Source organism: Nonomuraea sp. NPDC003707 (assembly GCF_053587055.1).
This window is the reverse complement of record NZ_JBSFNK010000049.1, coordinates 62,475-75,453: the sequence shown is the minus strand read 5'-3', so window position 1 is coordinate 75,453 and position 12,979 is coordinate 62,475. Positions and strand designations below refer to the sequence as shown.

The 12,979-nt window shown below is 68.2% G+C and carries 11 protein-coding genes and 1 pseudogene; 8 read left to right on the top strand and 4 right to left on the bottom strand.

Going from position 1 to position 12,979, the window contains the following annotated elements:
* Nucleotides 1-114 precede the first annotated feature (114 nt).
* The gene (locus ACWDRB_RS59900; RefSeq protein WP_449910594.1) at nucleotides 115-375 is read right to left on the bottom strand and encodes a hypothetical protein; all 261 of its coding nucleotides are present in this window, start codon (nucleotides 373-375) and stop codon (nucleotides 115-117) included.
* Between the two features lie 320 nt (nucleotides 376-695).
* Between ACWDRB_RS59900 and ACWDRB_RS59895 the strand changes: the two genes are divergently transcribed.
* The 7 genes from ACWDRB_RS59895 (at nucleotide 696) to ACWDRB_RS59865 (ending at nucleotide 7,750) form a co-directional block, all read left to right on the top strand.
* On the top strand, nucleotides 696-2,135 hold the full coding sequence (locus ACWDRB_RS59895; RefSeq protein ID WP_449910592.1) for an AAA family ATPase: 1,440 nt from the start codon (nucleotides 696-698) through the stop codon (nucleotides 2,133-2,135).
* Nucleotides 2,136-2,355: 220 nt separating this feature from the next.
* Entirely contained in the window at nucleotides 2,356-3,039 is a 684-nt protein-coding gene (locus ACWDRB_RS59890) for an HAD family hydrolase (RefSeq protein ID WP_449910590.1), read from the top strand.
* A 618-nt stretch (nucleotides 3,040-3,657) separates the two neighbouring features.
* The gene (locus ACWDRB_RS59885) at nucleotides 3,658-4,695 is read left to right on the top strand and encodes a hypothetical protein (RefSeq protein WP_449910588.1); all 1,038 of its coding nucleotides are present in this window, start codon (nucleotides 3,658-3,660) and stop codon (nucleotides 4,693-4,695) included.
* A complete protein-coding gene (locus ACWDRB_RS59880) occupies nucleotides 4,692-5,096 on the top strand; it encodes a hypothetical protein (protein ID WP_449910586.1) in 405 nt (134 codons plus the stop codon). The genes ACWDRB_RS59885 and ACWDRB_RS59880 overlap by 4 nt, the downstream gene beginning before the upstream one ends.
* An 86-nt stretch (nucleotides 5,097-5,182) precedes the next feature.
* Nucleotides 5,183-5,830 (top strand): class I SAM-dependent DNA methyltransferase, encoded by a 648-nt coding sequence (locus ACWDRB_RS59875; RefSeq protein ID WP_449910584.1) that lies wholly within the window; start codon nucleotides 5,183-5,185, stop codon nucleotides 5,828-5,830.
* Between the two features lie 257 nt (nucleotides 5,831-6,087).
* Entirely contained in the window at nucleotides 6,088-6,792 is a 705-nt protein-coding gene (locus ACWDRB_RS59870; RefSeq protein WP_449910582.1) for a hypothetical protein, read from the top strand.
* A gap of 106 nt (nucleotides 6,793-6,898) precedes the next feature.
* Nucleotides 6,899-7,750: an IS5 family transposase gene (locus ACWDRB_RS59865; protein WP_449910596.1), complete on the top strand. Its 852-nt coding sequence runs from the start codon at nucleotides 6,899-6,901 to the stop codon at nucleotides 7,748-7,750.
* Nucleotides 7,751-7,801: 51 nt separating this feature from the next.
* Here ACWDRB_RS59865 and ACWDRB_RS59860 read toward each other — a convergent pair.
* Nucleotides 7,802-8,200, bottom strand: a pseudogene (locus ACWDRB_RS59860) (IS5 family transposase); the annotation flags it as partial.
* A gap of 168 nt (nucleotides 8,201-8,368) precedes the next feature.
* Nucleotides 8,369-11,605: an AAA family ATPase gene (locus tag ACWDRB_RS59855; RefSeq protein ID WP_449910580.1), complete on the bottom strand. Its 3,237-nt coding sequence runs from the start codon at nucleotides 11,603-11,605 to the stop codon at nucleotides 8,369-8,371.
* Nucleotides 11,606-12,007: 402 nt separating this feature from the next.
* Between ACWDRB_RS59855 and ACWDRB_RS59850 the strand changes: the two genes are divergently transcribed.
* Nucleotides 12,008-12,397, top strand: a complete 390-nt coding sequence (locus ACWDRB_RS59850; RefSeq protein ID WP_449910579.1) for a hypothetical protein — start codon at nucleotides 12,008-12,010, stop codon at nucleotides 12,395-12,397.
* A gap of 88 nt (nucleotides 12,398-12,485) precedes the next feature.
* Here ACWDRB_RS59850 and ACWDRB_RS59845 read toward each other — a convergent pair whose 3' ends face one another.
* A complete protein-coding gene (locus ACWDRB_RS59845) occupies nucleotides 12,486-12,953 on the bottom strand; it encodes a hypothetical protein (RefSeq protein WP_449910577.1) in 468 nt (155 codons plus the stop codon).
* Between the last annotated feature and the right edge of the window lie 26 nt (nucleotides 12,954-12,979).

Below are 12,979 nucleotides of genomic sequence, written 5' to 3'. Positions count from 1 at the left end.
TCCTCCAGGTCGATCTCCGTCGATGCCTGGATCACAGTACTCATCAGGTGCGTTCTCCTTGATCAGGAGTTACACCAGTGACCGTACAGACCCGGCCAGATCGGGCTCGGGAATTCAGACCTGGGTCACGATGGGCCGTCGGAGGGTTCCGGCCGGGGCCTGCGCCCAGGCACATGGCAGACCGGCCACCAGCATGACGAGTACGTTCGGCCACGTCGCGGGGGTGGATTCGTCCACCGGTGTGAAGAGGGTCAGCCGCCACAACATGCCGACACCGCCAGAGGTCAGCGCGATCGCCGCGGCGACTGCCAGCGCACCAAGATAAAGGCCCGTGAGGAGCAGAGCCGGAAGGCCCAGACGGTAACGAGAGATCACGTGGCACTTCCAGCGACGGCGGGAATGAGGGGGCGCCTCACCTTAGCGAGTCACTCCCGCCGAGTCGATCAAAGCTACTTCCCGCCTCGTTGAGTTGCCGTCCTCCTCGCGGGCCTGGAGGGGATTGCCCCTGTGGGTTCTGCCCGGAAACCGGTGCGCAACCGCGCCGGTGCGTACGTTCGCAATGGCCGGTGCGGTGGCGCACAAGCCAGATGGGCGTACGCGTTCTCGGTCCCGCGCGGGATTTCCGGATGCACCAGGACGTACCCGGTGGCAATTAATCAGGCGCATTCGTCCGCCCCGATCGCGATGATAGGGATGTGACCGACATCGAACTCGCCGACGCGCGAGCGCTCGCCGAGAGCCTGCGGCAGGTCTACACCGTGGTGGCCGAGCGGATCGGCGAGGCCAACGCCACCTCTCCGCTGGTCGCCAAGGTGACCGAGCACCTCGGCTGCCCGCTCAGCGACGTGGTCGTCGTGGAGGAGAAGTACCGGCTCTACGAGCACGCCGCGCTGCAGACGGCCGCCGACCTCTACCTGGACGCCCACTCCCCCGGCGCGCAGTGGTTCGGCATAGTGGGCGGCGAGCGGCGCTGGGAGAGCATCATCAACATGCTGCTCGCGGCGATGCGTGAGGGCAGCCGCATGCTCGGCCGCCCCGACTACGGAACGGCCCCGATCGGCCCCGACACCACGATCGAGATCGTGCAGCTCGGCCTGGTCGCCACGGCGGCGCCCGACGGCGCCCCGGTGCTCATCGGGCTGAGCAACAAGGACGACTACGACGGCCACAGCCTGCTCACCGTGCTGGCGGCCCGGCGGGATGTGGCGAGCGCCGTACGTGACGAGGTGAACCGGCTCAAACAGGACAACGACCCGTTCCGCGGCCAGGTGCTCAGCTTCGGCTTCAGCGAGCACAGGGAGAACGAACTGCTCACCTTCCTGCCCCGCCCCGAGCTGGACCCCGACGAGGTGGTCCTGCCGGAAGGACGGCTGGAGGCCATCGAGGAGCACGTCGTGGGGATCGCCGAGCACGCCGACCGCCTCACCGAGGCCGGCCAGCACCTGCGCCGGGGCCTGCTGCTGTACGGCCCGCCGGGCACGGGCAAGACCCACACCACGCGCTACCTCATCGGGCGGCTGCGCGAGCACACGGCGGTGCTGATGACCGGACCCGCCATGCGCAAGATCGACTACGCGGTGGCGGTGGCGCGCAAGCTGCAACCGTCCATCGTGGTCGTCGAGGACGTGGACCTGATCGCCGAGGACCGCAGCCACCACGAGACCAGCCCGCTGCTGTTCTCCCTGCTGGATGCCATGGACGGGATCAGCGGCGACGTCGACGTGACGTTCGTCCTGACCACCAACCGGGTGGAGGCCCTGGAGAAGGCCCTGGTGCAGCGGCCCGGCCGGGTGGACCTCGCGGTGGAGGTGCCGCCGCCTGACGCGGCGGCGCGCGAACGCCTGATCCGCCTGTACGCCCGCAACCGGCCCATTGTCGCCGACACCGCCAAGGTGGTCGCCGCCACCGAGGGGGTCACGGCGTCGTTCATCAAAGAACTGCTGCGCCGGGTCATCCTGGTCGCGTTGCGCTCCGACGAGCGAGTGCTCACCGACGATCATTTCGACACGGCGCTGCAGGCGATGGCGGGCGACGGCCAGGCACTCACCCGCGCGCTCCTCGGCTCCCAGGAGACGGCGGCGCAGCCGAAGCACGAGCGTATGGCGGCCCGACTGGAGCCGCCCGCCTGCTCGTGACCCGAAGCCGGCCCGCCGCCTGCGCCGCGGGCTGCCTGGATCAGGGCGGTCACGACGTCGGCCGCCGAGCGGGGTCAGGGCGGCCAGGGTTTCGTCGGCGGGGGACGGGCGCTTCCGGAGAGCTGTACGGGCTGCTCAACAGGTGCACGTTGGATAGCTCGCTCGCTCGCCTCCTGCCGCCTGTCTGCTGCGCCGGCGGTGGCGTCGTTAGGGTGGCGGTGTGATTCGCGCCGTGGTGATCGATGTGGATGACACGCTCTGCCTGACCGAGGCGGCGTGTTTCGAGCTGGAGAACGAGGTCCTGGCGCGTCTCGGCCGTGCACCGATGTCCCGGCCGGTGCATCTGTCCACGTGGGGGTTGCCGCTGCTGGAGGCGATGCCGAAGCGTTCGCCGGGCGTCGATCTCGTGGCGTTCGCGGCGGTATATCGGGAGGTGCTCGGGAAGTACGTGGCGGACGGCCGGCTGGATGCGGTCACGCCGGAGAACCTGTGGGCCCTCGATGAGCTCGCCGCGGCGGGGCACGATGTCCTGCTGCTGACCTCTCGCACAGAGGCGGAGGTGGAGCATCTGCTGGCACCGGATCATGTCCTGGCGGGCCGGTTGGACGGCGTTTACCACGCCGGCAATGTGCGTTTCGGCAAGCCGGACGGCCGCGCTTTCGACGAGTTGCTGGCTGCGACAGGGCTGGAGCCCGGTCAGTGCGTGTACGTGGGCGACTCCCCCGGTGACGCTCAAGCCGCCAACGGGGCGGGGCTGGGTTTCATCGCCTGCATGCAGAGCGGCGTCAGGCGGCGTGCGGATTTCGACGGGCATCGCGTGGACGCGTTCATCGATGCGTTTCCCGAGATGGTGGAGGTCGTTGCCCGCTGGGAGGGCGGGGAGCGCCGGATGAGTCAGCTCTAGGGATCCAGCGAGCGTTCCAGAAGATGCAGGCGCCAGCGGACCGCTGCCGAACCGCCGGTCGCTTTCGCGGGCCCGCCCAGCGCGCCCGCCGCGAGGGTGCCGAGACGGCGGCCGGGCCGCCGATCATCGCCCAACGCCCCTGCCCCAGCGGGGAGCGTCGTCCGAAGGCCCTGCCTGACAAGCGGGTCAGCCAGGGCCTGGGAGGCATCCTGCCGGATCTGCCGGTGACTTCAGGCACCAGTTGTCGGTCAGTAGTGATGCCAGCCCATGTAGCTGAGAAGTGATGTCGATGAGTTTTGACTCCATCGGCGGGGTTGCGGTGACACGGTGGACGTGCTTCTCCGGCGATGGGGGCGCCGATGCGCGTGTCGAGGGCGAAGGTCGAGTTGTCCGCGGCGATCCGCCGTGATGCGCAGGCGGGCCTGTCCGGGCGGGCGCTGGCACACAAGTACGGGGTAGGGCGCCGTACAGTCGCCAAGGCGCTACGGTCGGCTTGGCCTGAGCCGCGCAAGCCATTACCGCGGCGGCCTTCGCGGCGGCCGCACTGCTCACGGAGCCACCGCGAGCTACCCTCTAACCCGAGGAATAGCGCACGGTCGGAATAACACCCCTCCACCAGTGGTGCTGGGGTTGCGCACCGACTGCTGCTCGGATCCGGAGCAAGGCGGCGACGGCACGACCGGGCGGCACCTGATACGCGGTAGGACGTTCAAGACTGCCACCGACGAGCAGGGAAACCACGACTCCGCCGGAGCAGACCGGGACGTCCCATGGGTGGCGATCACGCCGGTCGTCAACGCCATCCGCGTCCTGAAACGTATGGTCCCTCCTGGCGGCCTGCTGTTCGACAAAGCCGCCCATGACGTCACCGGGCGCCGCCCGGGCACGGGATCGCTCAAGCTCGACACGATGCGAGACCGCATCGAGGCGTTCATCGCCTGGGCGAACGCCGAGGCCACCAAGCATGATGTTCCCGCCGAGGCCATTCCGCCGGACCCGCACGGCGCCATTGGCACCGCCCGGTTCAGGCGGTCGCTGGCCTGGCACATCGCCCGCCGTCCCGGCGGGCTCGTCGCCCTCGCGATCCAGTACGGCCACCTGCGCACGGCCTTCTCCACGATCACCGACGGATACAGCTCCCGCTCCCGCAACGGCATCCACGACCTCATCGACATCGAGACCGCCCGCGCCGTCGCCGACACGGTCATCGGCCTCAACGACCACCTGGCCGACGGCGGCGGCGTGTCCGGACCCGCCGCCCGCCGCGCCATCAAGGCCGCAGCGAAGGCACCTCGCTTCGCAGGCACCGTCATCACCGCAGCCACGGCCAAACGCCTGATCGCCAACGAGGACGCCATGATCTACGACAACCCGCAGGCGTTCGTGCTGTGTCACTACAAGCGCGCTCAGGCCCTATGCCATCGCGACGGCGTCCGGGACACCCCCACCCTCGACCGCTGTGTCCCCGGCTGCGGCAACATCATCCGCACCGATGAGCACGCCGCCCAACTCCGCGAACGCGCCGAGTTCCTCGACAAGCGTGCTGCCTTCGCCGCACGACCGATCGGCGATCGGCTCCGCGCCAACGCCGGCCGCCTCCGCGACCTGGCCGACACCCACGACCGCACCCGCATCACTGTCAAGGACGCCACATGAGCCCGACCCCTGACGAACGCGAACGCATCCGCGCCGGCATCCACCGCCTCCTCAACGACCAGGCCGAACACTCCAACGGCGCCCTGACCATCGTCTCGCTCGCCCAAGAGTCGCGGGTCCCGCGCAATGCCCTCACCCAGCGCCACACCGACCTGAAGAACGAGTTCTACGAACTGGTCAAGGCACGCGGCGCGACCCCAGACGTCGAGGTCCGGCTCCGCGCCGATATCACGAAGCTGAAGAAGACGATCGCGAACAAGAACAAGGAACTCGCGCAGATCAAGGAAGACGTCCCCGCCCTGGTCCGAGTCGTCCACCAGCTCACTCTGGAAAACCAGGAACTGCGCGAGCAGTTGGAGCTGCCCGAACCGAACGTCACGCCGCTTCACCACCGGCGCTGAGAAACCGTTCGCAGTGAACTCACTACATGATCCTTCTACCACCGGACACCCTTACAGACCTTGATCGCCCACTAGGGTGTCAGCGCATGAACACGGATAACTGGTTGGAGGACACCCGGGCCTCCTATGACACGGTTGCTGTCAGCTACGCCGACCAGATGCGCGAGGCGCTGGACGAGAACCCCTACCTTCGGGCAACTCTGGCGTTGTTCGCGGAGTTGGTTCGCACCGCAGGAGACGGACCGGTGGCTGACGTGGGTTGCGGACCCGGGCATGTCACGGTTCACCTGCAGGAGTTGGGCCTCGACGCGTTCGGCATCGACCTTTCTCCCACGATGATCGAAGTGGCCCGACGTGACCACCCCCATCTGCGGTTCGAGGTGGGGTCGATGACCGATCTCGACCTCCCTGACGCTTCGGTCGCCGGCCTGCTCGGTTTCTGGTCGCTGATTCATGTCCCCGACGACGCGGTTCTCACGGCCTTCGACCACTTCAAGCGGGTGCTACGGCCCGGCGGGACACTACTGCTCGGGTTCCACGTCGGTGACGAGTCACGGCTGAAGACCCGAGGTTACGGCGGGCATCCCATGAAGGTTCACGTTCACCTGCGCCAGCCCACGCAAGTGGCGGGATGGCTGCGCGATGCCGGATTCACGGTCAAGGCCCAAATGCTGCTCGATCTGGACGGGAGTGCTCCAGGAGCAGTCCTCTTCGCACGCGTCGAAGAGCTCTGAGAAGGCGACAAGATCTTCAACACGCTGACTTGACAGGGAACATCATCGAAACCGGAACCGAGTCCTACTGCCTGGCACGAACTCGCGCTCGCGCGGAAGCCGACGCCGCCACCACCAGCGCTTAGAGCGTCCGCCAGTAGGCATCGGATGCGTGGGCGCGTATGACGCCGGGAGCGAGTGTCAGTAGGGCCGCCTACTATCCGGATTGGCTGGTGATCAAGCGTGACCAGCACTTCCGACTGAAGGGGCGCCCCAGCATGACCAGTATCTTCACCGTGTCCGTCGACTCGGTCGAAGGCTCGACCCTCCGTGGGAGGGTGCACGTTATCAACCCCGACGTCCCATCAGTGCCGCAGGAGGCCGGCTTTCCCCTGTCTCTCCTGGTGGACGCCTGGTGGCACCTGGATAACGGGTTCCTGCACAACGAGGACAGTAGTGAGGGAGGCGGCGAAGAGCGGTACCCCTTCACCGAGGAGCAGGGCAAGGCCATCACGGCAGGCATGCGGCTGAAGGACGAGTTCTGGAAGCTTTACGAACTCATCCTCGGCAAGACCATACGGGTTACCAAAAACGGGTACCTGCTCGCGGACGACGGCAAGACCGTGCTCGAACCCAGGCGCAAGGCGAAAGACGTGTACGAGTTGGACGGGAGCAAGGGATACGACGGCATTTCGCATTACGTGATGACTTCCGGCAACGCCGAGGAGTTCTCACAATGCGCCGCCGACATCGTGGTCTCCTACGACATCAGCCCCTACCGGAGCGTCCCGCACCTGAGCGAGGCCACACTGGAGGGTCCGGGGGAGCTGGACGTGTGGGATGGGCTGGAGCTGGGGGAGGACTACTCCTTCGCTGAGATCCCTTACGCAGAGATCGTGGTGACGGTCAGCGACGCGGGCTACCTGGAGCACATGGTCGCTGGTATGCGCTGGGATACGACCATGACGGGGCACGTGTGCTGAGAGCTCGTGACACGGTCGTTGAGAGTGTCTGTCAGTAGGTGGTTGTAGTGGTGCAGGCGCGGTCCCGATCATGGAGTTGTCCACGCTTCGTGATCATTGGGGATCCGTGCCTGCCGTTCCGTCATGCATTCTCGGCCCCGTCCGGGACCAGTTCCTCGCGCTGCTGCCCGTGCGGGAAGACCGGCATCCGCTGGGCTGCCACAACCCACGGATCGCAGACACAGTGGTCTTCGGCCGGCTGGTCCAGGTGCTGGTCTTCGGCAGTGGATACGAGCGCGTCGCGGACGAGCACTGCTCGGCCACGACCCTTCGCCGCAGGAGGGACGAGTGGATCGCACTGGGCGTGATGGAGCATCTCCGGTTACTGGTCCTGGCCGCCTATGACCGCATGATCGGCCTCGAACTGGACCACCTGGTCGCCGACGGCTGCATCACCAAAGCACCCTCTGGCGGCGAGTGCGCCGGCAAGAGCCCGGTTGACCGGGCCAAACAGGGCATGAAACGCTCGCAGTTGACCGAGGCGCAGGGCATACCGCTGGTCACCGAGCCGGCGCCCGCGAACGTGCGGAACCACACCCTGCTGCCGCCCACCCTCGAACGCTACGCCAGCCTGGAGAAAGCCCTCGGTCCGCTGCCGAAGCGCCCCCGCCTGAGTCTGGATGCGGGCTATGACTACCGCGTTGTCCACGACGGCCTGGCCGACAGGAACATCGACGCATGCATCATCCCACGTGGGGCGAAAGTCCCGATCCAGACCGGCGGACGGTGGGTGGTCGAGCGCACGAATTCCTGGATGAACAACTTCGGCAGGCTGCGTCGCTGCACAGAAAGACGCAGAGCCACTGTCGACTTCTTCCTCGCTCTGGCCTCCGTGATCATCACTGTGCGCTGCCTGATCCGACGCGCCTGGACCCACTACCGATGGGACACACGACCCCGCACACCACGCATCCGATGACCTACTGGCGGACGCTCTTAGTCGGCTTCGCCTCCCCTGCTCACAGCCCAGATGGATCTTCGTGGTCGGCCCGCCACGAGACCGGCCCAACGCATGATCAGCCGGCTCCTCACGAGCCCGGCGGTTCGGCCTGTAAATCCCCCTTTTCCGCGCCCCGGCGGCATGCTGATGCGCTCGAGCGATCGTGGAGTCCACCGACACGTCCCACACGATCCGGCCCGCCGCATCGGCGATGGCCTGCAACGCGGTCAGCATCCGCGCCCACGTCCCGTCCCGCTGCCAGCGGCGGAACACGCTGTACGCCGCCGCCCAGGACCCGTAACACTCCGGGACGTCCCGCCACGGCGTCCCGGCCCGGACCCGCCACCGGATCCCGTCAATGAGCTGCCGCCTACTCCATTGCGGCGGCCGACCCGGCTTCCGAGGCTGCGGCAGCAGCGGCTCCAGCACCGCCCACTGTGCGTCGGTCAGGTCGTGCCGCCTCGTCACCGCTATGGCGGTCACGATGTCTCCGGTGGTCTCCGGTTTTTCTTGGTCAACCACCTACCGGAGACCTCGCTCATTGTCGATCTCGACACGCCCGAACATCAGAGGCCCAGCCCACCGTCCAGCGCGCGATCAAATGTCCGGCGATTCCTGGTCGATTTCGGCCAGGAACCGCTCGGAGCGGCGCGCGAAGAGGTAGGCCCCGCGTTCGTCCGATCGGGCGCGGGCTGCTTCGGCGGCGGCTCGCACGACGTCGACGGGTTCGCCGCGGGCGTGCAGCAGGCGCGCGCGCAGCAACAGCAGGAGCCCTTCGGCGTAACGTTGGCCGTAGGCCGTGAGGGCCTGGTCGGCTCGGTCGAGGGCGGTTGCGGCCGCGTCGGGCATGTCGGCGGCCAGCCACATCTCGGCGATCAGTCCGTAGTGGTATGCGATGCCCCATCGCGGCGGGTCGAGGAGGGTCGCGGCCAGGAGTTGTTCGGCCTCTGCCGCCTTGCCGGCCGGGTCGTCGCCGGTGAGTGCGCAGGCCCAGTGCCAGTCCAGCCAGATGTAGTGCTCGTGCGCGACGCCGGAGCGGTCGGCGCCGGCCGCGATCCACCGCTCGGCCGCCCACATCACCCATCGCGCGTCACCGGCCATCGAGGCCGCCATGGTGTGGTAATAGGCCCAGACCGACATCGCAAACAGGTCTTCGTCGGCCAGGTACGCCTTGTCGATCGCGGACCGTGCCGTCTCGACATCGCCGTGCAGCGCGGTGATCACGGCCAGCCAACCGATCCGTTCATTCGGCACCTTCCACGGTCCGAGGTCGCCGGCACCATGGTGCGGGCTGGTGTGGCCTTGCGCGCTGAAGAAGCGGTACGCCTCGCCGATGTTGCCGATGTCCCACTGGTACAGGCCCCAGGCATGCCGACCGTACGCCTGGATGATCGGGTCGGCGGACGCCTGTCCTTGCTCGTACACTCGGCGAGCCCACCTCCCACGGTCCTTCTCGATCGAGGTGTAGGCCCCGACGAGTCGAACGAACAGAAAGTGGACGGCCTCCGTCTCGCGGCCGAGCATGCGGGCCAGGTACGCGGCCCGCTCCAGCAGGTCGAACGCCGAACTGCCGTATCCCCCGTGCCTGCTGGCAACAAGGGTGAGCAGTGACAGCACCGACAGCTCCAGGTCCCGCAGGCCGGCCGTGCGCGCGATCTGGGCGGCCGATTCCAGGTGCCGAGCGGCGTCCGCGAACGCGAGCTTGGTCGCCGCACGGCGCCCAGCACGGGCCAGTGCCTGCGCGGTGCGAGCCGGGTCGGCGAGCGGGCCGGCGGCCCAGAGGTGGTAGGCGAGGCGTTCGGCGACGGACTCGTCGTCCACATGGGTGCGTTCGAGGGCGTCGGCGACCAGCAGATGCAGGTGGACGGTCTGCTGCCGCGTCGTGGTCTCGGTGACCGACTCGCGGACCAGGTCGTGCGCGAACCGTAGCGAGTGCGGGCTTTCCGGCTTGGTTTCCAGCAGACCGAGCGCCTGCAGCGGTTCGAGGCGTTCGAGGCAGTCCGCGACGTCGACGCCGCCCGCGGCGGCGAGCAGGGCGAGGTCCACGTCGCGGCCGATGAGCGCGGCGACATGCAGCAGGTCGCGAGCGCTGTCGTCGAGACCGGCCATCCGGTCGCGGATGACGTCTCGTACGGTGGCCGGTACCCCAGCCGGCACTGCTGCCTCGCCGTCGCGCAGCGAGCCGCCATCGCTCAGGAGCCGGGACAGCTCCCGGACGAAGAACGGATTGCCGGCCGTACGGGTATGGATGCCGCAGGCGACATCAGCGCCCGGGTCCTGGCCGATTTCGCGGCGGATGAGCTCGGTCACCTCGGTCAAGCCGAGCGGGCCGAGCCGGATCCTGCGGTGATCCGGCAGCCGACTGGCCGCGGCCAGGACCCGCGACAAGTCAGAGCCGGGTACGGGTGCGCGATCACGGAGCGCGCCGATGATCACCGTGCCGGCGGGTAGCCGGGCCGCGAGGTGGCCGAACAGCTGGAGCGAGGCGGTGTCAGCCCATTGGAGATCATCGAGGATCAGCAGCGTGGGCCGTTGCGCCGAGGCCTGCCCGACTACGGTGACGACCTGTTCGAGCAGGCGGAACTGGGCGCCGCTGTCAGGAACCGTTGGCGCGGCCGCGCTGTCGTTTCGCGGTTCGAGGAGGCCGCCGAGATCACTGGCGAGCCATTTCTCCCGCAACGGCGCCGGCAGGCTGTCGAGGATCGGACGGAGCGCCTGCTCCCACGGCCACATCGGCGGTGTTCCATCACCTTCCAAGCAGGAACCCCAGACCACGAACGGGCCGAGCCGGCTCGCCTCGGCGGCGGTTTCCTGCAGCAGGCGGGTCTTGCCCACGCCCGGTTCGCCTTCGACGATGGCGAGCGCCGAGTGGCCGGCGAGTGCCATCTCGACGGCTTGCCGCAGGATGGCGAGCTCCTCGGCCCGGCCAACCAGCGCGGCCGCCGCTCGCGCCGACGCGCCGTCACCCCCGACGTCCGCACCCGTCACGACCGGCGACGTCGGAGGCTGCGCCAGTACCTGCAGATATGCGGCCTGCAGCGCCGGGCCGGGCTCGACACCGAGCTCGTCGGCAAAGCAGTCGCTGACCGTGCGGAACGCCGACAGTGCCTCCGCACGGCGTCCCGCGGCCCCGAGGATGGCGATAAGGCTGGCCTGCACCGGTTCATGGAACGGCGCCATCGATGCGGCCAGCCGCAACGCCGGCAGCACAGGCACCGGCCGGCGCAGCGACATCGCCAGTTCGGCCGCTGCAGCGCACGCGGCGTGGAACTCGTCGTCGAGGGCCGCGAAGATCGGCAACGCGGTTGGCCCATGCGTGAATCCGTCGCCCGCACGGCCCTGCCACAGGCCGAGCGCTTCGATGTAGCGATCAAGCGCCGTTTCGTGACGATGCTCTGCGAGGGCCTCTTTCGCGGTCTCGACGAGCCCCCGGAAGGCGACCAGGTCCAACATGCCGGAAGGCGCCGTGAACAGGTAGGCGTTGCCGCGGCGGTGCAGGTATGAGCCGGTTCTGCGGGAGGGGATCGCGGGTTCGAGCAGCCGCCGCAACGCGCCGACGTACTTCTGGATGATGTTGAGCGCGCTGCTGGGGACGCCGTCGCCCCAGATCAGATCGATCAACTCGCTCGCGCTGATCGGCCTGCCCACCCGAGCCAGCAGCAAAGCCAGCAGATACGCCTGCTGCCGGGGACCGGTATCCAGCTCGACACCGTCCCGCCACACCCGTAACGGGCCGAGGACCTGCAGGCGCAAACCAACGCCACCGACCGGCCGCCCCTCGTCGTCAGGCTGGACCGGATGAACTGGCAAGGCCACGCCGACCCCCGGGAACATGACAGATCGTCGGCTGACCAGCCGTCGAACGCGGAGTTGTAGCGCACACAAGCCTATCGGTCCAAACCCTGCCCAGAAACCCGTCAAACGTCGATCCGACCAGGCACGCACCCCAGCCGGCCACCACCGTCGCCGAGTCGCGGTGGGGCGTGGCGAGCAGGTGAGCGAGCCAAGGCCGCACGCGGCCGAGAGACCGCAGCGGCCCACCTCGCCGCCGACTTCGATATAGGCCCTAGACCCCCTCCGCGTCCCGAGGTGGAGTCAAAACGCGCCCAGATGTGGCGCCCACACTCACCTACAGAATCAGTTGGGCCTTCTCGAAGCCGAACGCCTCTGCCGCCGCTCATCCCGTCGTGGGCCTCGTCGCAGTGTTCGTGCAGCGCCCCCCGGAGTACGCATGACGTGCCGCGATCACTCCGGCCCTCGGCATCTCCCCAGCCATCGGATTCCGCCCACGCGGAGATCGACGCTCTTTCCGCGCGTCTGGACGAACTCAGCAAGACGATCAAGCACCTGCGGATCAGCCGCAAGACCCTGATCTCCCTCGCCGACGAGGATCTCGCCCCGGCCGAACCGATCGCGCCGCCGACTGTCCCCGATCGCCCCGCCTACCAGCAGAGTCTCACCGTCTTCGGCGAGGTCGGCGGCTCCCTGCGCGCCCGTGACCCGGCCCTGACACGGAACGGCATCCAGCACGTCCGCGCCAAGCTCAAACGCCTGGCCAGCCGCGGCATCCTCGTCGAGACCGAGCCGGGATCGTTCACCCAGCCGCGCCCAAAGCCGGACCGGTGAGCCTCCGGCCGGCCGGCCTGTCCCAACCCCGACGACGAAAGGGACATCAACTCGCGGAACGTACTGGCCAGATGACAACCGATCACCGTCATCCCTCTCGTACCGACCCGTCCGCCGCCACCGTGAGGACAACATTGGGGCCGCCTTCCCCGCACTCTGGGCCGTTCGGGAAACGTCCCTTCGGTGTGACCTCGAGCCTACGTTCCAGCAGCGGCTTCGTGCCGGCGCCGTGCAGCGTCAGCCGGATCGTCACCGGCCGTTTGGGCAGCCCCGCCACGTCACCGAACCCGTTCTTCTCGCCGGTCCGCTCTTCATCCGCCCGACAATTGTCACCGGAACAGGTCTCCCTGGTCGCCCGCGTGGACGGCCTCAGCTCGACGCCGACCTGTTTGCAGGCACCGTCCCAGCACACCTCCATCGTGGCGGCGCTGGCCTCGGCGGCAAGCGGAGCTGCAATGTGCAGGCTCACACCGACGGGGGTGCCGATCGCGGTACACGCCGCCTCGGGCGAACAGCCGGCGGCGAGCAGGAGTGTCAGCAGAGTGAGTCGACGCACATTCCCTCAGACGAAAGTCAGGCGGG